The organism is uncultured Pseudoramibacter sp. (genome assembly GCF_903789625.1).
Classification (GTDB): Bacteria; Bacillota; Clostridia; order Eubacteriales; family Eubacteriaceae; genus Pseudoramibacter; species Pseudoramibacter fermentans.
This window is the reverse complement of the sequence record NZ_CAIFFF010000014.1, coordinates 11,980-32,361: the sequence shown is the minus strand read 5'-3', so window position 1 is coordinate 32,361 and position 20,382 is coordinate 11,980. Positions and strand designations below refer to the sequence as shown.

Annotated in this window: 22 protein-coding genes; 20 read left to right on the top strand and 2 right to left on the bottom strand. The window is 57.2% G+C overall.

Annotation, left to right across the window (positions count from 1 at the left end):
- The 9 genes from QZX60_RS07825 to QZX60_RS07785 all read left to right on the top strand — a co-directional run bounded on the left by QZX60_RS07825 (position 1) and on the right by QZX60_RS07785 (position 8,353).
- Complete coding sequence (locus QZX60_RS07825; protein WP_295363340.1) at positions 1-1,653, top strand: sulfate adenylyltransferase subunit 1; 1,653 nt, start codon at positions 1-3, stop codon at positions 1,651-1,653.
- Between the two features lie 4 nt (positions 1,654-1,657).
- Positions 1,658-2,575, top strand: a complete 918-nt coding sequence (locus tag QZX60_RS07820; protein ID WP_295363337.1) for a LysR family transcriptional regulator — start codon at positions 1,658-1,660, stop codon at positions 2,573-2,575.
- 306 nt (positions 2,576-2,881) lie between these two features.
- A complete protein-coding gene (gene pdxA, locus QZX60_RS07815; RefSeq protein ID WP_295363335.1) occupies positions 2,882-3,898 on the top strand; it encodes a 4-hydroxythreonine-4-phosphate dehydrogenase PdxA in 1,017 nt (338 codons plus the stop codon).
- Between the two features lie 27 nt (positions 3,899-3,925).
- Positions 3,926-5,272, top strand: coding sequence for a four-carbon acid sugar kinase family protein (locus QZX60_RS07810; protein WP_295363332.1), 1,347 nt, complete (start codon positions 3,926-3,928; stop codon positions 5,270-5,272).
- Between the two features lie 61 nt (positions 5,273-5,333).
- Complete coding sequence (locus tag QZX60_RS07805; RefSeq protein WP_363174791.1) at positions 5,334-6,416, top strand: 2-keto-3-deoxygluconate permease; 1,083 nt, start codon at positions 5,334-5,336, stop codon at positions 6,414-6,416.
- Between the two features lie 26 nt (positions 6,417-6,442).
- Positions 6,443-7,000: a YcxB family protein gene (locus QZX60_RS07800; protein WP_295363329.1), complete on the top strand. Its 558-nt coding sequence runs from the start codon at positions 6,443-6,445 to the stop codon at positions 6,998-7,000.
- Between the two features lie 28 nt (positions 7,001-7,028).
- The gene (locus tag QZX60_RS07795) at positions 7,029-7,811 is read left to right on the top strand and encodes a DeoR/GlpR family DNA-binding transcription regulator (RefSeq protein WP_295363326.1); all 783 of its coding nucleotides are present in this window, start codon (positions 7,029-7,031) and stop codon (positions 7,809-7,811) included.
- 90 nt (positions 7,812-7,901) lie between these two features.
- The gene (locus QZX60_RS07790) at positions 7,902-8,102 is read left to right on the top strand and encodes a hypothetical protein (RefSeq protein WP_295363323.1); all 201 of its coding nucleotides are present in this window, start codon (positions 7,902-7,904) and stop codon (positions 8,100-8,102) included.
- 74 nt (positions 8,103-8,176) lie between these two features.
- Positions 8,177-8,353: a hypothetical protein gene (locus QZX60_RS07785; RefSeq protein WP_295363321.1), complete on the top strand. Its 177-nt coding sequence runs from the start codon at positions 8,177-8,179 to the stop codon at positions 8,351-8,353.
- Positions 8,354-8,395: 42 nt separating this feature from the next.
- Here the strand turns inward: QZX60_RS07785 and QZX60_RS07780 are convergent, their stop codons facing one another.
- A complete protein-coding gene (locus QZX60_RS07780; protein WP_295363318.1) occupies positions 8,396-8,680 on the bottom strand; it encodes a hypothetical protein in 285 nt (94 codons plus the stop codon).
- Positions 8,681-9,173: 493 nt separating this feature from the next.
- Between QZX60_RS07780 and QZX60_RS07775 the strand changes: the two genes are divergently transcribed.
- The 9 genes from QZX60_RS07775 (at position 9,174) to QZX60_RS07735 (ending at position 17,351) form a co-directional block, all read left to right on the top strand.
- Positions 9,174-10,640, top strand: coding sequence for an anthranilate synthase component I family protein (locus tag QZX60_RS07775; protein ID WP_295363315.1), 1,467 nt, complete (start codon positions 9,174-9,176; stop codon positions 10,638-10,640).
- Positions 10,637-11,212 carry an aminodeoxychorismate/anthranilate synthase component II gene (locus tag QZX60_RS07770; RefSeq protein WP_295363313.1) on the top strand — a complete coding sequence of 192 codons (576 nt, stop codon included), beginning with the start codon at positions 10,637-10,639 and terminating at the stop codon, positions 11,210-11,212. The genes QZX60_RS07775 and QZX60_RS07770 overlap by 4 nt, the downstream gene beginning before the upstream one ends.
- A 10-nt stretch (positions 11,213-11,222) precedes the next feature.
- Positions 11,223-12,242: an anthranilate phosphoribosyltransferase gene (gene trpD, locus QZX60_RS07765; protein WP_295363312.1), complete on the top strand. Its 1,020-nt coding sequence runs from the start codon at positions 11,223-11,225 to the stop codon at positions 12,240-12,242.
- 1 nt (position 12,243) lies between these two features.
- A complete protein-coding gene (gene trpC / locus QZX60_RS07760; protein WP_295363309.1) occupies positions 12,244-13,029 on the top strand; it encodes an indole-3-glycerol phosphate synthase TrpC in 786 nt (261 codons plus the stop codon).
- Positions 13,029-13,661 (top strand): phosphoribosylanthranilate isomerase, encoded by a 633-nt coding sequence (locus QZX60_RS07755; RefSeq protein ID WP_295363306.1) that lies wholly within the window; start codon positions 13,029-13,031, stop codon positions 13,659-13,661. Before trpC ends, QZX60_RS07755 begins: the two co-directional genes overlap by 1 nt.
- A gap of 52 nt (positions 13,662-13,713) precedes the next feature.
- Positions 13,714-14,904: a tryptophan synthase subunit beta gene (trpB, locus tag QZX60_RS07750; RefSeq protein ID WP_295363303.1), complete on the top strand. Its 1,191-nt coding sequence runs from the start codon at positions 13,714-13,716 to the stop codon at positions 14,902-14,904.
- Positions 14,897-15,688, top strand: a complete 792-nt coding sequence (gene trpA / locus QZX60_RS07745; protein WP_295363301.1) for a tryptophan synthase subunit alpha — start codon at positions 14,897-14,899, stop codon at positions 15,686-15,688. The genes trpB and trpA overlap by 8 nt, the downstream gene beginning before the upstream one ends.
- Positions 15,689-15,799: 111 nt before the next feature.
- The gene (locus QZX60_RS07740) at positions 15,800-16,966 is read left to right on the top strand and encodes an Mbeg1-like protein (RefSeq protein ID WP_295363299.1); all 1,167 of its coding nucleotides are present in this window, start codon (positions 15,800-15,802) and stop codon (positions 16,964-16,966) included.
- A 109-nt stretch (positions 16,967-17,075) separates the two neighbouring features.
- The gene (locus tag QZX60_RS07735) at positions 17,076-17,351 is read left to right on the top strand and encodes a helix-turn-helix domain-containing protein (RefSeq protein ID WP_295363296.1); all 276 of its coding nucleotides are present in this window, start codon (positions 17,076-17,078) and stop codon (positions 17,349-17,351) included.
- Between the two features lie 88 nt (positions 17,352-17,439).
- Here the strand turns inward: QZX60_RS07735 and QZX60_RS07730 are convergent, their stop codons facing one another.
- Complete coding sequence (locus QZX60_RS07730; RefSeq protein ID WP_295363294.1) at positions 17,440-17,664, bottom strand: hypothetical protein; 225 nt, start codon at positions 17,662-17,664, stop codon at positions 17,440-17,442.
- A 303-nt stretch (positions 17,665-17,967) separates the two neighbouring features.
- On the opposite strand from QZX60_RS07730, the gene QZX60_RS07725 reads away from it, so the two are divergent.
- Both QZX60_RS07725 and feoB read left to right on the top strand, forming a co-directional pair.
- Complete coding sequence (locus tag QZX60_RS07725; protein ID WP_295363291.1) at positions 17,968-18,189, top strand: FeoA family protein; 222 nt, start codon at positions 17,968-17,970, stop codon at positions 18,187-18,189.
- A gap of 21 nt (positions 18,190-18,210) precedes the next feature.
- Positions 18,211-20,376, top strand: coding sequence for a ferrous iron transport protein B (feoB, locus tag QZX60_RS07720; protein ID WP_295363288.1), 2,166 nt, complete (start codon positions 18,211-18,213; stop codon positions 20,374-20,376).
- Positions 20,377-20,382 lie beyond the last annotated feature (6 nt).

Genomic DNA, 20,382 nt, shown 5'->3' with positions numbered 1-20,382 from the left:
ATGAACGATTTACTCAAATTTATCACCTGCGGCAGCGTTGACGACGGCAAGTCCACGCTGATCGGCCACATCCTGTACGACTCGAAACTGCTCTACGCCGACCAGGAACGGGCGCTGGAACTGGATTCCAAAGTCGGCTCCCGGGGCGGGGCCATCGACTATTCGCTGTTGCTCGACGGGCTCACCGAAGAACGGGAACAAGGCATCACCATCGACGTGGCCTACCGCTATTTCACCACCGATGCGAGAAGCTTCATCGTCGCCGACACCCCGGGCCACGAAGAATACACCCGGAACATGGCCGTCGGCGCGTCTTTCGCCGACCTCGCCGTGATCCTGTGCGACGCGACCCAAGGCGTGCTGATCCAGACCAAGCGCCACGCGCGCATCTGCGCCCTCATGGGCATCCGCTGGTTCGTCTTCGCCGTGAACAAAATGGACCTCGCGGACTACAGCGAAGCGCGTTTTAAAGAAATCGAAGGCCAGATTCAAGCCCTGTCCGATGAACTCGGCCTCGAACACGTGGTCATCATCCCCGTGTCCGCCACCGAAGGGGACAACGTCACCAAGGAAAGCGCCAACATGCCGTGGTACACAGGGGTGCCGATCTTAAAATACTTAGAAACCGTCGACGTCAGCGGGGGAGATCAGGAAACGGGCTTCTATATGCCCGTGCAGCGGGTCTGCCGCCCGAACCACGCCTTCCGGGGCTTCCAGGGTCAGATCGAAGCCGGGAAAGTCGCCGTCGGCGACGCCGTCGAAACCCTGCCGTCCAAGGAAAAGGCGAAGATCAAGACGATTTTAGTCGGGGACAAAGAAGTGGAATCCGCCCAGGCCGGCCAGCCGGTGACCCTGTGTCTCGACAAGGAAGTGGACGTGTCCCGGGGCTGTGTCCTCGCCGATGAAGCCGCCGATCTCAAGATCTCTTCCGGCGTCACCGTGGAACTTCTGTGGATGGACGACGCGCCCCTGACCCCGGGCACCGGCTTCTTTGTGAAACTCGGGACGAAGATGATCCCGGGAGAAGTGGCCGCCATCGACTACAAAATCGACATCAACACCGGGGAACACCAGGACACCGACACCTTAAAGAAAAACGAAATGGCCGTGTGCAGCCTTCGCTTCGCTGATAACGTGGTCGTCGACACCTTTGACGCCCACCAGACCATGGGCTCACTGATTTTAATCGACCGGGTCACCAACGCCACCTCCGCCTGCGGGGTCGTGCGCAAAGTCGCCAAGGAAGCCTGGAAAGAAACGACCATCAACCCGGATTTAAGAAAGCTCCAGAAGGGCCAGAACGCCGTGACCATCGCCTTCCCGCTGCGCAAGGACGGCATCACTGAAGGGCTGATTCAGGACGTGGAAAAACGCCTGTATCACGCCGGCCGCCACACCTATCTCTACAAGCCGAACTTCGAAGACGCCCCGAACGTCGTGCGCCATCTGAACCGCGCCGGGATCATCGTGCTTTTGGCTTTGGATACCGAGAGCGTTCCAACCGAAAAATTCGCGGAAATCAACGGCTTCTACGCCGGCTGGGAAGACGAAGTGGAACTGAACGCCGCCGCCATCGCCGACTTCATCCTGGAAAAATCCGACCTCGACCTGTCCACCAGCGCCGCCTACCGCGAACCCGCGATTTTGATCTAAGCTCATGACGCTTCAGCAAATGCATTACCTGCTCGAGGTGGCCAAGAGCGGCTCGATGAACAAGGCGGCGGAGCAGCTCTTCATCTCCCAGCCGACCCTGACCAAAGCGATCAAGGAGGCGGAGGAGGAGCTGGGCTTCACGATTTTCATCCGCAACAACCGCGGCGTCACCCTGACCAAGCGGGGGGACGACTTCGTGGCCGATATCCGCCGGGTATACCAGCAGTACCAGGCGCTGATGGACAAGTACGCCGACCCGGACAGCCTGAACCGCAAGCGCTTCGGCGTCTCGACCCAGCACTACTCCTTTGCGGCCAAGGCCTTCGTCGAGATGGTGCGCCAGTTCGGCACCCTGAACTACGACTTCGCCTACCGCGAAACCACCACCGCCCGGGTCATCGAGGACGTCGCGACGGGGAAGAGCGAGCTGGGCATTCTCTACCGCTCGCCCTACAACGAGCGGGTCATCGACCGCCACCTGGTGGAGCACAACTTGAAATTCACGCCGATCGTCAAGAGCCAGGCCTACGTCTACCTGTGGAAGGGCCACCCGCTGGCAGGCAAAGACGCGATCCGCTTCGCCGATCTGGAGGACTACCCGTGCCTGTGCTTCGAGCAGGACGGGGACGACACCTCCTACATGGCCGAAGAGATCTTAAGCGACAGGCTCTACCCGAGACGGGTCGTCGTCCGGGACCGCGGCTCGATGCTCAATTTGATGGTGGGCTTAAACGGCTACACCCTGTGCTCCGGCATCATCCACGAGGCCTACAACGGGGAGGACTACCGCTGCATCCCCTTTAAGCCCGAGCCGGGATTCCCCAACCAGGACATGGAAATCGGGCTGATCGCGCGCATCGACAATGTGCCCAGCGAGTCGGCAGAGGTCTTCGTGAAGACCATCAAGAACTACTTTAAATAATCCATTCTTTTATATTTTTTATTTTTTAATCTCACTTTGACCTAAATCTTTTATCACGAAAGCTGATGCTGAGCATCGGCTTTATTTTTTTGTTTCATCTTCGTAAGCTGCTTTAACTAACTTTCGTTTGCTTTTCTTTTAAGCGACAAAAAGAAAATAAAAAAGAAAGAATAAGAAAGAAATTAGTAAAAAATAAATAAAAATAGCTTGACAAACGTTATGAAACGCTTTACTATAGACACACAAAGCAAGTTACACACAAACAAAAGAAAACATAACGAAAATAAACGAAAGGGATTTATTATTATGGAAGCACAATTCAAACCAGTTATGGCCATCACGATGGGCGACCCGGCAGGGATCGGACCGGAAACCGTCATCGGCACGATGCTCGCAGACGAAATTCACGCCTGCTGCAAGCCCTTTGTCATCGGCAGCGAAGCCATCCTTCAGAGAGCCGCGGACGTCTTGAAGAAGGACGTTTCGTTCCATCAAATTTCCGACCCGTCGGAAGCGAAATACGAAAAGGGCGTCATCGACGTGATGGAAACCGGCGACTACGACACCGACTCCATCGAATGGGGCAAGGTCCAGAAGCTGGCTGGCCAGATGGCCGTCGATTTCATCATGAAATCCATCGAACTGGGCATGGCCGGCAAGGTCGACGCGGTGTCCACCACCCCGATCAACAAACAGGCCATCAAGCTCATCGGCGTCAAGGAACCGGGCCACACTGAAATCTATCAGCACGCGACCAACTCGCCCTACGCGCTGACCATGTTCTCCTGCCACAAGCTGCGCGTCTTCTTTGTCAGCCGCCACATGTCACTGATCGACGCGGTGCACTACGCGACCAAGGACGTCGTCCTCGACTACATCCGCAACATCGACAAGGAACTCCGCGGCGTCGGCATCGACAATCCGCTGATCGCGGTCGCCGGCATCAACCCGCACAACGGCGACAACGGCCTCTTCGGCAGAGAAGAAATCGACGAAATCGAACCGGCGGTCAAGGCGGCTCAGGCGGAAGGCATCAACGCCGTCGGCCCAATCCCAGCGGACTCGATCTTCAACATCGGCAAGAGCGGCAAATTCGACGCCATTCTGTCTGAATACCACGATCAGGGCCACATCGCCTGCAAGACCTTAGACTTTGAAAAATCCGTCACCATCACCTGGGGCCTGCCGTTCATCCGCGGCTCGGTCGACCACGGCACCGCCTTCGACATCGCGGGCAAGGGCATCGCGAACGACGTCAGCCTGATCGAATCCACCAAGGTCTGCGCCGAATACGCGATCCGCAAGCACAACATGAACAAGTAATTCATCCGTGAGAATAAAGGGGGAAATATGGCAAAGATAGGAGTAGTCGCCGACGATTTAACCGGCGCGACGACCACGGGCGTGCTGCTCGCGAGATCCAAGGCCAAGACGGCCGTGTTCTTCGACGATACCGCGGCGGCCCAGTACGAAGGCTTAAAGGATCTGGACGCGGTTTTGATCAGCAGCAACTCGCGCCCGCTGTCCAAGGAAGACGCGTACCAGCGCGTCAGCAAGGCGACCTCGGTGCTCAAGGGCGCCGGCGTTCAGTATTTTTCTAAGCGCATCGACACGACCCTGCGCGGCAACGTCGGCACCGAAATCGACGCGATGCTCGACACCATCGGCGACAACGCCATCGCGGTGATGGTCCCGGCGATGCCCCAGTCCCGCCGCATTTTGGTCGGCGGCTATTCGGTCATCGACAACGTCGCGCTGATCCGCACACCGGTGGCCCAGGACGTGCGCACACCGGTTAAGGAAAATTACATCCCGAAACTGATCCAGTCCCAGAGCAAGCGCAAGGTCGCGCTGATCGAGCTCGAAGACGTGCTGGACGGGGAAGCCCAGATCGCCGGCGCGATGCGCAGGGCCATCGACGGCGGTGCCGAAATCCTCGTCGTCGACGCGATTTCCATCGACGACGTCGAGCTCATCGCCAAAGCGGCCATCAGCTTAGGCCGCACGATGATCGCCGTCGACCCAGGTCCCTTCACCGCGAAGGTGGCCTTCTGCCACGGCTTAATCGAAACCGAACAGCCGAACATCCCGGACGTCAAGCCGGTGACCGGCAAAACCGTGCTCATCGCGGCCGGCAGCGCCACGCCAGTGACCAAGCGCCAGATGGAAGTGCTGTGTGAAGACGACCAGGTCCGCCGCATCGAAGTCGATCCGCTGGCCCTGATCCACGGCGCCGATTCCGCCAACGCGGAAATCGACCGCACCGTCAAACAGGCGGTGGCCATGCTCGGCGAAACGCCGCAGCCCAAGGCCATTCTGATGGAAACCGCCCTCCACGGCGATCTCCTCGATTTGGACGAAGAAGACAAGCGCCACGGCTACGCCAAGGGCATGAGCGCTGAAAGCATCAACGGCGGTCTCGGCGCCATCGTCGCCGCCGTCATCGAAAAAGTCGGGCGGGACAAGATCGCCGGACTTTACGCCACAGGGGGCGACACGATGGTCAACGTCTGCTACCACCTGGGCGTCGGCTGCCTGGAAATGATCGATTACGTCATTCCGCAGACAGACTTAAGCTTCATCACCGGCAAATACGCGGGTCTGCCCATCGTCGGCAAGGGCGGCCTGACCGGGGACGATCACATTGCCGAAAAAATTATCGAACGCCTGTGCCTCGAAGCCGCGCGGGAACGGTAAACCAACCGGGTTAACAAACATGTTGTTAAAATATAATCATTATTTAGGAGAGTAGGAGAAAATGAACGAAAACGAAGTGAAAACACCGGCAAACGGCGAGCAGTCGCCGGAAACAGAAACGAAAAGAAGGGATTTCCCAATCCTTCAGAAGATGAGCGAGCTGCCAGGGGGCCTCGTCATCATCCCATTGGTCATCGCCGTGGTCATGTCCACATTGGTGCCGCAGTTCTTCCAGATCGGCGGCTACGTCACCGCGTTGTTCTACGAAGGCAACGCCTGCATGATGGGCTTCTTCCTGATCGTCTGCGGGTCCATGATCGACATTAAGCAAGTCGGGATGCCGCTGTACAAAGGGGTTGCGATGACCGGTGTCAAATTTGTACTCGGCGTCGTCGTCGGGCTCATCGTCGGCAAGCTCGCTGGCCCAGCCGGCTTCCTCGGCATCGCGCCATTCGTATGGATCGCTGCGATCACCAACTCCAACGGTTCACTGTACATCTCATTGTCCTCTCAGTTTGGGAACGCCACCGATACCGGCGCCATTTCCATCCTGTCCTTGAACGACGGCCCGTTCTTCACGCTGGTCGCCCTCGGCGCCACCGGCCTGGCGAGCATTCCGTTTATGTCCTTGGTAGCCGTCATCATTCCAATCTTAGTCGGCTTTGTCTGGGGCAACCTCGACAGCCACTTCAGAGCAGCCTGCAAGACTGCACAGCCAATCGTCACCTTCTTCATGACGATTTCCATTGGTGCGAAAACCGACCTGAAGACCATTTTGACCGCCGGCGCTTCCGGGATCGTCCTCGGTCTCGTCTCCGCCGCAACCGCCGTCATCTTCTTCTTTGTCATCAACCTGCTTCTGCCGAAGAAGGAAAGAAACGCCATGGGTGCTGCCATCGGGACCACCGCGCTGAATTCCGCGATGACACCGGCAGCCGTCGCCGAAGCCGACCCGACCATGAAGAAATACACCGGCATGGCCACCGCACAGTGCGCCACCGCGTCGATTATCACCCTGTTCATCTGCCCGTTCATCACCGCAGCCTTTGACCGCTACATGATGAAACACCAGAAGGGCATCTACAGTCCGGAAGGCTGGGCCTACGAAAAAGGCATCGAAACCCTCGCGGATTTGGCTAAATAATTCACCAACTAAAGGAATATCCAATCATGAAATCATCTCCCACCGGAAAGAACGCGGATCAGATTCCCATCCCCGAACACATCGAAGACGTGACCTTTACCGTCAAGATGGAAGAACAGTATCTATTCGATTTCTTTCTGTACCATGCCTATTCCAAGCTCAGCGGCTTCTTAGTCAACCTGCTGGGCCTGGCCGTGGGCTTCACCGGCCTGTTTCAGTACGCGAATCACCGCATCTCCCCCCTCGCTTGCGTGATTTACGTCGCGGCCGCCGTCGTCTTCCTCGGCTACACGCCGCTGACCCTAAAACTGCGCGCGAAAAAAGCCATGAAGGCGATGGCCCAAACAGAAACCCAGGTGACACTTTCGGAAAAATGTGGTATGATAAAAAAACAAGGTGAAGAAGAAAAACAATATCAGTGGGACGAAATGGAACGGGCTGTGGTCACCCCGAAGACCATCGGCATTTACCTAAAGAACGATGAGGCCATCATCATTCCGAAGCCGAGTTTTGGGGACCAGTTCGTGCCGGCATTCATGATGATCACCAAACAATTGGGACTCAAGAATGTCAGAATGAGATAGGAAGGCTTAACAAGCGGCAGAGGTGGATTTGGACGACAAGAAATTAAGCATCATGCGTCAATTGGAAAAAGCGGGCCGCGTCAGTGTCAACGACCTCAGCGAACAGCTGGGGTGCTCCAAGGTCACAATTCGCACGAAGATCCGGGAGCTGGCAGACGAAGGCAAGCTGGAACGGGTCCGCGGCGGCGCCGTTCTCAAATCCGAATCGACCATCAGCAGCTTTCAAACCAAATACAACAGCCCGCATCTGGATCAGAATGTGGACGAAAAAAAGGCCATCGCGATACAAGCCTATCAGCATATCGCGGACCGGGACGTTGTCCTCCTCGACGATTCGACCACAAGCTTCTATTTGGCCGTGTACATCAAAAATCATCCGGAAAAGCGCATCGTGGCGGTGACCAATTCGCTGCCGGCAGCCAACGAGCTGTCCAGCGCCGAACACGTTGAATTGTACATGATCGGCGGATACGTCGACGGCTTCCTTGCCGCCTCGATGGGCGACACGGCAGCGGACAGCATCCGGGGCTTCAAAATCGACAAGGCCTTTATCGGCGTCCACAGCATCAACTTCGACGTCGGCCTGACGTCCATCGCGACCCCGCAGATGCAGATCAAGCAGGCCATTCTGCAGGCCTCCAACCATGTGGTCGTATTGGCCGACAGCAGCAAATTCGAAAACGGCTACCTCGCCGTCATCTGCCCGATTAACGCGGTGGATCTGATCATCACCGATGACAAGATCCCCGAAAAGTACCGCGAGCGGGCGGAATCGGAGAGGGTTCCCTTTGAAATTGCGAAAACCGAATAATTCTGACTCAGCGCAAAAGCGGCATCTCGTTTTGAGATGCCGTTTTTTGTGTTATAATAAACAAAACGGTTCGACCGACAGGGGAGTGCTATGAAAGAATCCTTATCCGCAGACGAGATCCAAAGGCTCGTCGCCCGCGTTCGCGCCCTTTCGGACAAGACAGAAGCGCGGCTTGCCAAAAATCCATACAACTTTTTTTATCAGGGCAAATCGGTGGCCTACGCCGAGGTCCTGCGCGTTTTGGAGAAGCGCCTGGCTGCTGCCCGGGGGACAGAGCGGGAGGAAGAATGAGCGCGTCATTTTGCATTTTTGCCCCTAATCGTGTATACTAAACCAAAATACATGAGTGAGATAAAGGAGTAGCTATGCAAACAGATCCAAAAGGCATGCGCAACCTGCTCATCGTCTGCGCTGTCATCTTTGTGCTCATCATCGGGCTGGCCTGCTGGCGGCATTTTTCGTCAACCAAAAAAGCGGCGGCATCCGTGTGGATGACGCCGCCGGCCGCTGTGCAGATGGCCGATGCACAAGTCCGGGCCTAGCACGGCCGATGGGCGATCAGCCGGGAGATTCCCGGCTTTTTTTTATCCCGCGACAGCGGAAGCCAGCCCGAAGACGAGAAACACCAGCGTTAACATCAGCGACACCAGCCAGATGATCCCGCAGGTGCGGAAGACCTTGTTGTCGTCCTCGTTGCGGCTCGAGATAAAAAGCCACAGCATGCCGGCCGCGACGACGGCGGCAACGAAAATGAAGCCCAGGATGATCAGCGGGCGGTTTACCGCGCGGATCTGCGAGTAGGTAAAGGCCCCGCCGAGCACCGAGAGCACGCCCAAAAGGGCCGAAACAGGAATAGATTTCGATTTCATAACAACCTCGTTCATTTGTTTTTTAAAGGATTTGATTACAGCCATTATACACAAAAGTGGGGCGGGCGGCTTAAAAAAATTAAAATTGGCCTTTGACAAACCGAAAAATTCGTGCTATATTGTATACAAAATTAAATAAAGCAACACCAAACCGTTGAGACGGAGATAACGTCAGTGATGCTCATACAGAGACTTCGGGGAGCTGAGAGCCGAGGAGAAAACAAGCTGAACAAATGGACCGTTGAGGGCGCAGTGAAAGGCTATGCCGAGTATTCTGCGACGTGTGGGCATACGTCAGTTGCCGGGAGTATGTTGGTACTTCGCTAAGGGCACAGGGTCATACCTGTGAATCAAGGTGGCAACGCGGATAGTATATTTAGAATATCTAGAATTATTCGTCCTTGACAGATGTATCTGTCAGGGACTTTTTTATTACAAAAAAATCTTCTCGGACAGAAAGTTGATCAGAAAATACAAGAGAAGGAGAACGAACATGGAAGTTTACCCAAAGCTATCGGAAGTCAAAGCCGTCGCGGCCTCCGGGAAATACCGGGTCTGCCCGGTGAAAACGGAGATCCTCGCCGACCGCTGCACGCCCATCGAGGCGCTGAAGATCCTCAAAAACGTGTCGGCCCACTGCTACGTGCTGGAGTCGGTGGTCCACCGGGAAAACTGGGGACAATACACCTTCCTCGGATTTGACCCGAAGCTGGCCATCACCTGCAAGGACGGCCAGATGCAGGTCGGCGACGTCAGCCTGACCACCGACGACCCGTCGGCGGTGCTTCGGGACGTGCTCTCCAAATACAAAAGCCCGAAGCTCGAAGGGTTCCCGCCCTTCACCGGCGGCCTGGTCGGCTACTTCGCCTTTGAAAGCTTCGGCTACGCCGAACCGACGATCCGCACCGCCCAGGACGATCCCGAACACTTCAACGACATCGACGTGATGCTCTTCGACAAAGTCATCGCCTTCGATCACATCGCCCAGAAGATCGTGCTGATCGCCAACGCCGATTTGACCGATCCCGAAACGGGCTACCGCAAGGCCGAAATGGACGTGAAGAATCTAGCCGAGCTCATCAAGCACGGCGTCAAGAAGGAAGAGCCGGCCGGCCACCTTGCAGGCGAGCTCACCCCGATGTTCGACAAAGACAAATACTGCGCCATGGTCGAAAAAACAAAGGCCTACATCCGGGAAGGGGACATCTTCCAAGCCGTCATCGGCAACGGCCTCGTCGCCCCGTACGAAGGCAGCCTGCTCAACACCTACCGGGTGCTGCGCACCACCAACCCCTCGCCCTACATGTTTTATTTTTCCGGCACCGACGTCGAAATCGCCGGCGCCTCACCGGAAACCTTGGTCAAGCTCAAGGACGGCGTGCTGCACACCTTCCCCCTCGCCGGCACCCGTCCTAGGGGCGCGACCGATGAAGAAGATCAGGCCCTCGAGGCGGATTTAAGACAGGACGAAAAGGAATTGGCCGAGCACGACATGCTCGTCGACCTCGGCCGCAACGATTTGGGCCGCATCTCCCAGTTCGGCACTGTCCAGGTCGAAAAGCTCCACGTGATAGAGCGCTATTCCCACGTCATGCACATCGGCTCCACCGTCCGCGGCAGAATCCAGGACGGCAAGGACGCCCTGGACGCCATCTCGGCGGCCCTGCCGGCTGGCACCCTGTCGGGCGCGCCGAAAATTAGGGCCTGTCAGATCATCGGCGAGCTCGAAGGGCAGAAGCGCGGCATCTACGGCGGCGCCATCGGCTACATCGATTTTACCGGCAACATGGACGTCGGCATCGCGATCCGCTTGGCCTACAAGCGGGGCGGCAAGGTCTTCGTCAGAAGCGGCGCCGGCATCGTCGCCGATTCCGTCCCGGAAAAGGAATATCAGGAATGCTTGAACAAGGCCAAGGCGGTTGTCGAGGCCCTGAAGCTGGCTGAGGAGGTCGACGCATGATTTTACTCATCGATAATTACGACAGCTTTTCCTACAATCTGTACCAGGTGGTCGGGAGCCTCGACCCGTCGATCACCGTCATCCGCAACGACGACAAAACCGTCGCCGAGATCGAAGCGATGGCCCCGGACGCGATCATCCTCTCGCCCGGGCCGGGGCGCCCGAAAGACGCCGGCGTCATCGAGGACGTCGTGAAAAGCCTCGGCGGGCAAATCCCGATCCTCGGCATCTGCCTCGGCCATCAGGCCATCGGCGAAGCCCTCGGCGCCACCGTCACCTACGCGGCCAAGCTGATGCACGGCAAGGCCTCGGCCGTCACCTTGGATCAAGCCAGTCCGCTGTTTGCGAACTGCCCGAAGGTGATCCAGGCCGGGCGCTACCACTCGCTGGCCGTCGACCGGGACACCTTGCCGGATCACCTCAAAGTCATCGCCGAAACCGACGACGGCGAGGTCATGGCCATCGCCGACGAGGCGAAAAAAATCTACGGCATTCAATTCCATCCGGAGTCGATTTTGACCCCCAAGGGCAAACAAATTTTGAAGAATTTTTTAACGATCGCAGAACAGTAAAGGAGACCCCATGATCAAAGAAGCCATTATCAAAATCGTCAGCAAAGAAGATTTAACCTACGACGAAGCCTACGCCGTGATGAACGAAATCATGAGCGGGAAGACCACCCCGACCCAGAACGCGGCCTTCCTCGCGGCGCTGTCCACCAAGAGCACCCGGGCCGAAACCATCGCGGAAATTTCCGGCTGCGCGGCGGCGATGCGCGAACACGCCACGCCCGTCCACTTCGACGAACCGGTGCTGGAAATCGTCGGCACCGGCGGCGACAACGCCCAGAGCTTCAACATCTCGACGACGGCGGCCATCATCTCGGCGGCCGGCGGGGTCAAGGTTGCCAAGCACGGCAACCGCGCCGCCTCCTCCAAATGCGGGACGGCCGACTGCCTCGAAGCCCTCGGCGTCAACATCGAACAGGACCCGGACAAGGTGAAGGAAATGATCGCGAAGGCGAACATGTGCTTCTTCTTCGCCCAGAAATACCACACGTCGATGAAATACGTCGGTGCGATCCGCAAGGAGCTGGGCTTCCGCACCGTGTTCAATATCTTAGGGCCTTTGACCAACCCGTGCCGGCCGGACATGCAGCTTCTCGGCGTGTACGACGGCTACCTGGTCGAGCCCCTGGCCCAGGTCATGACCCAGCTGGGCGTCAAGCGGGGCATGGTGGTCTACGGCACCGACAAGCTCGACGAAATCTCGATTTCGGCGCCGACCAAGCTCTGCGAATTTAAGGACGGCTGGTACCGGACGACGACCATCGCGCCGGAAGACTTCGGCCTGAAGCGCGGCACGAAGGACGACATCCGCGGCGGCAGCCCTGAAGAAAACGCCCAGATCTTAAGAGACATCCTCGCCGGGAAGGAAAGGGGGCCGAAGCGCGGCGCGGCGGTGCTCAACGCGGCGGCCGCCCTGACCATCGCGGAAAAGACCGACACGATGGCCGACGGCGTCAAGCGCGCGGAAGAACTGATCGATTCCGGCGCGGCGGCGGCTCAGCTTGAAACCATTATCGAAACGAGCCAGGCGTAAGATGAAAAACATTCTGGACCAATTAGCGGATCACGCGCGGGAACGGGTCGCCGCGGCGAAAGCAGCAGTCAGCGCGGACGCGATGCGGGCGGCGGCCGACAGCCTGGAACCCGGCCATTTCGAATTTGAGCGGGCCCTCAAAAAGCCAGGCCTGTCCTTCATCTGCGAGTGCAAGAAGGCCTCCCCCTCAAAGGGCCTGATCGCACCGGACTTCCCGTACCTCGAAATCGCGGAGGACTACGAACGGGCCGGCGCCGACGCTATCTCCTGCTTGACCGAGCCCAAATGGTTTCTCGGAAAAGACGCCTACCTCCAGGCGATCACGAATCAGGTGCGTATTCCGGTGCTTCGGAAGGATTTCACCGTCGACACTTATATGATCGATCAGGTGAAGGTCCTCGGCGCGTCGGCGGTGCTGCTCATCGTCGCGATCACCGAGCCGGACGATCTGCGCCGTTACCTGAAGCGCTGCGACGCCCTGGGGCTCTCGGCGGTGGTCGAAGCCCACGACGCGGACGAAATCGCCACGGCCCTCTCCGCCGGGGCGCGGATCGTCGGCGTCAACAACCGCAACCTGAAGGATTTCACCGTCGACACCGGCAACAGCGCGGCGCTGCGGGATCTGGTGCCGCCAGAGGTGGTCTTCATCTCCGAATCCGGCGTCAAAACGGCGGCGGACGTCCAGGCCATCCGGAAAACCGGCGCCGACGCCGTGCTCGTCGGCGAGGCGCTGATGCGGGCAGAAGACAAGACGGCGGCGCTGAGAAGCTTGAAGGGGGAAGCCTGATGGCCACCCACATCAAGCTCTGCGGGATGATGCGCCCAGAGGATATCGAAACGGCCAACGCCCTCGGGCCTGATTTCATCGGCTTCGTGTTCGCGAAGAAGAGCAAACGGGCCGTCACCCCCGATCAGGCGGCAGCGCTCAAAGCGGCCCTTGATCATAAGATTAAAGCCGTCGGCGTCTTCGTCGATGAGGACCCGGCGGTGATCGCTAAACTGTTCGCGGACGGCGTGATCGACGCCGCCCAGCTTCACGGCAGCGAGACGGACGACGTCGTCGCTCAGGTCAAAGCCCTCACCGGCGGAAACTGCCCGGTCATTCAGGCCGTGGCGATGCGCGGGGCAGGGGACATCCCCCGGGCGGCGGCCAGCCCGGCGGACCATATCCTCCTCGACGCCAAGGGCGGCGGCACCGGCCATCCCTTCAACTGGGATCTCGCCAAGGCGGTCAGCCGGCCCTACCTCTTAGCCGGCGGCCTTTCCCCGGACAACATCGCCGAGGCCCTCGTAACGCTCCACCCCTGGGGCGTCGACGTCAGTTCCGGCATCGAAACCGACGGCAGAAAAGACAGCGAAAAGATGCGGCGCTTTGTCGAACAGGTCCGCCGCTTTGACGCTAATATATCTAATATATAAAGAAGAAAAAATATAATTTGAATTTTTGAATTTTGAAAGAAAGGACATAATCATGACGAATCCAAAGGGACGCTTCGGCATTCACGGCGGCCAGTACATTCCGGAAACGCTGATGAACGCAGTCATCGAACTCGAAGCGGCATACAATCACTACAAGGACGACCCGGAATTCAATCGCGAGCTGAACGATTTGATGGTCAACTACGCCGGCCGGCCGTCTATGCTCTACGAAGCCAAGCACATGACCGAAGACCTCGGCGGCGCGAAGATCTACCTGAAGCGGGAGGATCTGAACCACACCGGCGCCCACAAGATCAACAACGTGCTGGGGCAGGCGCTGCTGGCTAAGAAAATGGGCAAGACCCGGCTGATCGCCGAAACCGGCGCAGGCCAGCACGGCGTCGCGACGGCGACGGTAGCGGCGCTCCTCGGCATGGAATGCGTCGTCTTCATGGGCATCGAGGACACGAAGCGCCAGGCCCTCAACGTCTACCGGATGCGCCTCCTCGGCGCGGACGTCGTGCCCGTCACCTCTGGCACCGGCACCCTGAAGGACGCGGTCTCCGAAGCGATGCGCGAATGGACGAGCCGGATCGCCGACACCCATTACTGCCTCGGCTCCGTGATGGGGCCCCATCCGTTCCCGACCATCGTCCGGGATTTCCAGGCGGTGATCTCCAAGGAAACCAAGGCGCAGATCCTCGAAAAGGAAGGCCGGCTGCCCGACGCCGTCATCGCCTGTGTCGGCGGCGGCTCCAACGCCATCGGCTCCTTCTACAATTTCATCGACGACAAGGACGTCAAGCTCATCGGCTGCGAAGCGGCGGGCCGCGGCATCGACACCTTTGAAATGGCGGCGACGATCAACACCGGCCGCCTCGGCATCTTCCACGGCATGAAATCCTATTTCTGCCAGGATAAATACGGCCAGATCGCGCCGGTCTACTCCATTTCGGCAGGGCTGGACTACCCGGGCATCGGGCCGGAACACGCCCACCTGCACGACATCGGCCGCGCCCAATACGTCGCGATCACCGACGAGGAAGCCGTCGAAGCTTTCGAATACCTGTCGAAGATCGAAGGCATCATCCCGGCCATCGAATCGGCTCACGCGGTGGCCTACGCGATGAAAATCGCACCGAAGATGGACAAGGATCAGATTATCGTCGTCACGCTTTCAGGACGCGGGGACAAGGACGTCGCCGCCATTGCACGCTACAGAGGGGAGGATCTCCATGACTGAACAACACACCAACCGCATTGCCAAGGCCTTTGATCACGGCAAGGCCTTCGTCGCTTTCATCACCTGCGGCGACCCGGATCTCGAAACTACCGGCAAGGTCGTCCGCCAGGCGGCCGCGAACGGCGCCGACTTGATCGAGCTCGGCATTCCGTTCTCCGACCCGACCGCCGAAGGGCCGGTCATTCAGGGCGCCAATATCCGGGCCCTTTCCGGCGGCGTCACTACCGACAAGATCTTTGAATTTGTCAAGGATTTGAGACGTGACGTGGACATCCCGATGGTCTTCATGACCTACGCCAACGTCGTCTTTTCCTACGGCACCGAAAAATTCGTCAAAATCTGCAGCGAAATCGGCATCGACGGGCTGATCCTGCCGGACGTCCCCTACGAGGAAAAGGCGGACTTCCAGCCGACCTGCCAGAAATACGGCCTGAGCCTGATCTCGATGATCGCGCCGACCTCTCACGACCGCATCGCGATGATCGCCAAGGAAGCGGAGGGCTTTCTCTACATTGTCTCCAGCCTCGGCGTCACCGGGGAACGGCAGGCCATCACCACCGACATCGGCGCCATTGTGGACGTCGTCAGACAGAACACCGACATCCCCTGCGCCATCGGCTTCGGTATCTCGACACCGGATCAGGCCAGCACGATGGCCCAGAAGGCCGACGGCGTCATCGTCGGCTCGGCCATCGTCCGAAGACTCGCCGAGTACGGCCGCGACGCGGCGGAACCGGTGGGCGCCTACGTCAAATCGATGAAGGACGCCATCGCCGATCTCTAAATAACGCTTTCGATTCTTAAAACAAAACGCGCTTTCTGGGGAAGTGGATTCCCCGGAGGCGCTTTTTTGGTATAATGAAATCTCAAGAATGTACGCGAAAGGAGCGGCGCTGTGGGGAATGTCTTCGATTATTTGAAATGGCGGGGCGATATCCCGATGGAGGTGGACGGGTTTAACGCCGTCGACAACCTGATTTTTTCCGAGCTGGTTTACGTTGATCTCGAAAAGGCGGTGCCCGAGAGCTGGGACCCCGGCGTCACGATCGCCGAGGCGGCGGCGCGCTACCAGGCCGCCGAGGATCCGGAGCAGGCCGCGGTCTTTTCGGTCTACAAGCGCAAATCCGTGGCGCTGCTCGCGGCGTCGGCCGGGACCCGGCGGTTTCGGGACGTCAAGATGCACGCCTTCATCAGCCGGGTGAGCCATTCGGCGGAGGGGCAGATGGCGGCGGTGACCTTCGAGATGCCCCATCACCGCTATTACACAGCTTTCCGCGGCACCGACGACTCCTTTGTCGGCTGGAAAGAGGATTTCAATATTTCTTACCTCGCAGAAACCGAGGGCCAGCGCCAGTCAGCGGCCTATTTAAACCGCCACTTCGTCGGACGAAGGGGGACGCTTATGACCGGCGGCCACTCCAAGGGCGGCAATTTCGCGGTGTACGCGGCGGCGATGGCCGCACCGGGCGTTAGAGAGCGGATCCATCGGATCTACAACAACGACGGTCCGGGCTTTCGGGAGGCCTTCGTCAGCCGGGCGGGCTACCTCTCGGTGCGGGACAAAATCGTCAGCATCATTCCCGCCGGGTCGGTCATCGGCGTGTTGCTGGCCAACGTGCCGCCTCACGCCGTCGTCGCAAGCGACGCCCAGGGCATCGTCCAGCACGACGGCTTCAGCTGGCAGGTGCTGGGGACGGACTTCGTGCCAGGCGCACGCACGGCTTTAAGCCTGTACATCGAGGACACCCTGAGCCGCTGGATCGAGGGCGAGAGCGACGCCGACCGGCGCCACTTCGTCGACGGCCTTTTCGACATCTTCAACGAAGGCCTCGACCAGATGGACGATCTGTCCAACAAGCGCCTCGTCTCCCTGGCCAAATGCGTGCGGGCGCTGAAAAACCTGCCCCTCGACGAGCGCCAGCAGTTCATCAAGGTGACCCTCGACCTGCTGCGCCAGGGCGGCGCCGTGGCCGGCGAAAAATCCGAGACTTGGCTCAAAGGAATCGAGGAAAAACTCCCGGAAATCAAGCTTTCCCTGCCCGATAAACTTAAAAAATTATAAAAATAAAGGGCAAGATATTGTCTTTTTACGATAAAATTAATATAATATATAACAAGATCATGAAAAAATAACGGTTGAGTCATTAAGGAAACTACAAAGGAAGCGCAACATGAAAACAAGTGAAACAATAGATTGGACACTGAGTGATGAATGGCCGGGATTGATCGAACAAATCAGCCAGGGCATTATCAACAGTCGGCACGCACTGGGAATGACCCAGAAGGAGCTCTCAAAATTAACCGGCATTTCGCAGAGCGATATCAGCCGGATCGAAAACGGCAATGCGAACCCGTCAGCGAAGACCTTGATGCGGCTCGCGAAGGCATTGAACCGGGATATCCGCCTGACTTTCGAACTGAAGACAGACGACGGCGACATGCACTGAGAACGCAGACAGCAAAACCCACCTCGCAAGCGAACAGCTTATGCGAAGCGGGTTTATTTTTTTGCTTAATTTTCGGATGATCAAGGGCTTATCCCTTGACGGTGCCGCCGCGGATGGCCATGTTGATTTCGGCGATTTCCTTTTCACCCGCGAAATAAGGCTCGTACATCGCCTCAAGGCGTCCGCTTCCGAGGCTGCCGCAGCCGCTGCAGAAATTGCAGGATCCGCCGCAGACGCTCAAAGCCTGCGCGACAATGCGCTCCCGTTCCTCGCGGGTCGTATCTTTGATCAAAATCGATTTAGGTTGATTCATTGAGAGGGACCTCCTTAAGAATTCTATTTTCAATTATACCAGCTTTTCAGTAGGGTATAAAGATTTAAACGATTTTATTTTATATGTCAAAACTTAATTTATAGCAATTATAAACTAGAAAAAATAAGTTTGATAATTCAAACAAAAATGTTTGTTATGCCTTGACAAACAAAATAAGGGGTGATAAACTCTCATTGCCGTTAGGGAAAACGAACATAGTTCTGATTAACAAATTGTGTTTGTGAAGCCAAACGACTGGACTTATATTTTTAAATTTAAACATCTGATGAAGGAGGCATGTCAATGGCAACGCTCAAAGACGCCAAGGTAGGGAGCACCGTAAAGATTAAAAAGATTCACGGCGCCGGCCCGATCAAAAAGCGGATCATGGATATGGGCCTGACGAAGGGTCAGGACATTTATATCCGCAAGGTCGCACCCCTTGGTGATCCGATTGAAATCACGGTACGCAATTACGAACTGAGTCTTCGAAAAGAAGACGCGGGGATGGTCGAAGTGGAATAAAGAGGAAAAAAGGGAGAAATCATGTCAAAGATTATTGCCTTGGCCGGCAACCCGAACTGTGGGAAGACGACGCTGTTCAACTCACTGACAGGGGCGAACCAGTACGTCGGGAACTGGCCAGGAGTTACGGTTGAAAAGAAAGAAGGCCGACTGAAGGGCCACAAGGATATCACAATCACCGACCTGCCGGGGATTTATTCACTGTCTCCGTACACGTTGGAAGAAGTGGTTGCCAGAGATTACATCATTCAGGAAAGACCGGACGCCATCATCAACATCATCGACGGCTCCAACCTGGAACGCAACCTGTACTTGACGACACAGGTTCTGGAATGCGGCATTCCGACGGTCATCGCCGTCAACATGCTCGACTTGATCGAAAAAGCCGGCGACAAGGTGGACTACAAGAAATTGTCCAAGATCACAGGCTGCCCGGTCGTGCCAATTTCAGCGCTGAAGGGCCGCGGAGTCAACGAGCTGGTCGAAACGGCCGTGAACCTCGCCAATTCAGGCGAAACATACCTCCCGCCGCACCGCTTCTCCGGCCCGGTAGAACATTGCCTGGCCCATATCGAAGAAGCCCTGCTCCACGATATGCCGGAAGAAGAACAGCGCTGGTACGCCGTCAAGGTTTTTGAAAACGACCAAAAGGCGCTGGCCAACCTTCACCTGGATCCGAAGATGGTCGCCCACGCGAGAGAAGACGTTATCGCCTGCGAAAAGGAAATGGACGACGACGCCGAATCCATTATCACCAGCGAACGCTACGACATCATCGGCGACTGGGTGAAAGATACTTACGTCAAGAAAAACGCCGGAAAGCTGTCCGTCTCCGATAAAATCGACCGCATTGTCACCAACCGAATCTTGGGGCTCCCGATTTTCGTTGGCATCATGTTTTTAGTTTACTACATCTCCATTACGACAATCGGGACGATGGCCACAGACTGGGTCAACGACGTGCTCGTTGGGGACTGGATCACCAACGGGGTCCGCGGCGCGATGGAAGCCGCCTCGGTTGCCCCATGGCTGACAGGCCTCGTCGTCGATGGGATCATCGCCGGGGTCGGCGCGGTCATCGGCTTTTTGCCGCAGATGATGGTATTCTTCTTCTTCCTGGCCCTGCTGGAAAGCTGCGGCTACATGGCAAGAATCGCCTTCGTCCTCGACCGTGTATTTAGAAAATTCGGCTTGTCTGGTAAATCCTTTATTCCGATTTTGATCGGGACCGGCTGCGGCGTCCCTGGGGTTATGGGGACGAGAACCATTGAAAACGAACGTGACCGCCGCATGACCATCATGACGACGACGTTCATGCCGTGTTCAGCGAAACTGCCGATCATCGCATTGATCTCAGGCGCTGTGTTCGGCGGCAGCGGCGCTGTTGCCACCTCCGCTTATTTCATGGGGATTGCGGCCATCATCTGCTCCGGGATCATTTTAAAGAAAACCAAATGGTTCGCAGGCGATCCGGCCCCATTCGTCATGGAACTGCCGGCCTATCACTGGCCGCGTCCAGTTGACGTGCTCAGATCGGTTTGGGAAAGAGCTTCTCACTTCCTGAAAAAAGCGGGCACCATTATTACGTTAGCCACCATCCTGATTTGGTTCCTCCAGGCCTTCGGCGTCGAAGGCGGATCCTTCGGCATGGTTCAAAATATCAACAACTCCATGTTGGCAGGGATTGGCAATGCCATTGCCTTCATCTTCATGCCGCTTGGCTGGGGAACATGGAAACCAGTTGTCGCAACCGTCACCGGTTTAATCGCCAAGGAAAACGTCGTCGGCACCTTCGGGATTCTGTACCACGCTGTATCTGACGCAGAAGCCGGCAGCGCACATCTGTGGGCGAGAGTCGCACAGTCCTACACCCCGATTACCGCGTACTCATTCTTAGCTTTCAACCTGCTCTGCGCACCTTGCTTCGCAGCGATCGGCGCGATCCGCACCGAAATGAACTCTGGCAAATGGACCGCAAGAGCCATCGGCTACGAATGCCTGCTCGCTTATTTAGTCGCACTGGTCATCAATCAGTTCGGCGGCTGGATTGCAGGCGAACACGGCTTCGGCATCGGCCCAGTTGTCGCCATCGTGATTATGATCGGATTTGTCTATCTGCTCGTCAGACCAGACCCGAACAAGAAGCTGATGGATGCGGCTCGGGCACAAGATGTGTCGATCAACTAAATGATT

Excerpts from the sequence above, each read along its gene's own strand:
- QZX60_RS07825 (WP_295363340.1), top strand. The coding sequence starts at position 1 with ATGAACGATTTACTCAAATTTATCACCTGCGGCAGCGTTGACGACGGC.
- QZX60_RS07820 (WP_295363337.1), top strand. The coding sequence starts at position 1,658 with ATGACGCTTCAGCAAATGCATTACCTGCTCGAGGTGGCCAAGAGCGGC.
- pdxA (WP_295363335.1), top strand. The coding sequence starts at position 2,882 with ATGGAAGCACAATTCAAACCAGTTATGGCCATCACGATGGGCGACCCG.
- QZX60_RS07810 (WP_295363332.1), top strand. The coding sequence starts at position 3,926 with ATGGCAAAGATAGGAGTAGTCGCCGACGATTTAACCGGCGCGACGACC.
- QZX60_RS07805 (WP_363174791.1), top strand. The coding sequence starts at position 5,334 with ATGAACGAAAACGAAGTGAAAACACCGGCAAACGGCGAGCAGTCGCCG.
- QZX60_RS07800 (WP_295363329.1), top strand. The coding sequence starts at position 6,443 with ATGAAATCATCTCCCACCGGAAAGAACGCGGATCAGATTCCCATCCCC.
- QZX60_RS07790 (WP_295363323.1), top strand. The coding sequence starts at position 7,902 with ATGAAAGAATCCTTATCCGCAGACGAGATCCAAAGGCTCGTCGCCCGC.
- QZX60_RS07785 (WP_295363321.1), top strand. The coding sequence starts at position 8,177 with ATGCAAACAGATCCAAAAGGCATGCGCAACCTGCTCATCGTCTGCGCT.
- QZX60_RS07780 (WP_295363318.1), bottom strand. The coding sequence starts at position 8,680 with ATGAAATCGAAATCTATTCCTGTTTCGGCCCTTTTGGGCGTGCTCTCG.
- QZX60_RS07775 (WP_295363315.1), top strand. The coding sequence starts at position 9,174 with ATGGAAGTTTACCCAAAGCTATCGGAAGTCAAAGCCGTCGCGGCCTCC.
- QZX60_RS07770 (WP_295363313.1), top strand. The coding sequence starts at position 10,637 with ATGATTTTACTCATCGATAATTACGACAGCTTTTCCTACAATCTGTAC.
- trpD (WP_295363312.1), top strand. The coding sequence starts at position 11,223 with ATGATCAAAGAAGCCATTATCAAAATCGTCAGCAAAGAAGATTTAACC.
- trpC (WP_295363309.1), top strand. The coding sequence starts at position 12,244 with ATGAAAAACATTCTGGACCAATTAGCGGATCACGCGCGGGAACGGGTC.
- QZX60_RS07755 (WP_295363306.1), top strand. The coding sequence starts at position 13,029 with ATGGCCACCCACATCAAGCTCTGCGGGATGATGCGCCCAGAGGATATC.
- trpB (WP_295363303.1), top strand. The coding sequence starts at position 13,714 with ATGACGAATCCAAAGGGACGCTTCGGCATTCACGGCGGCCAGTACATT.
- trpA (WP_295363301.1), top strand. The coding sequence starts at position 14,897 with ATGACTGAACAACACACCAACCGCATTGCCAAGGCCTTTGATCACGGC.
- QZX60_RS07735 (WP_295363296.1), top strand. The coding sequence starts at position 17,076 with ATGAAAACAAGTGAAACAATAGATTGGACACTGAGTGATGAATGGCCG.
- QZX60_RS07730 (WP_295363294.1), bottom strand. The coding sequence starts at position 17,664 with ATGAATCAACCTAAATCGATTTTGATCAAAGATACGACCCGCGAGGAA.
- QZX60_RS07725 (WP_295363291.1), top strand. The coding sequence starts at position 17,968 with ATGGCAACGCTCAAAGACGCCAAGGTAGGGAGCACCGTAAAGATTAAA.
- feoB (WP_295363288.1), top strand. The coding sequence starts at position 18,211 with ATGTCAAAGATTATTGCCTTGGCCGGCAACCCGAACTGTGGGAAGACG.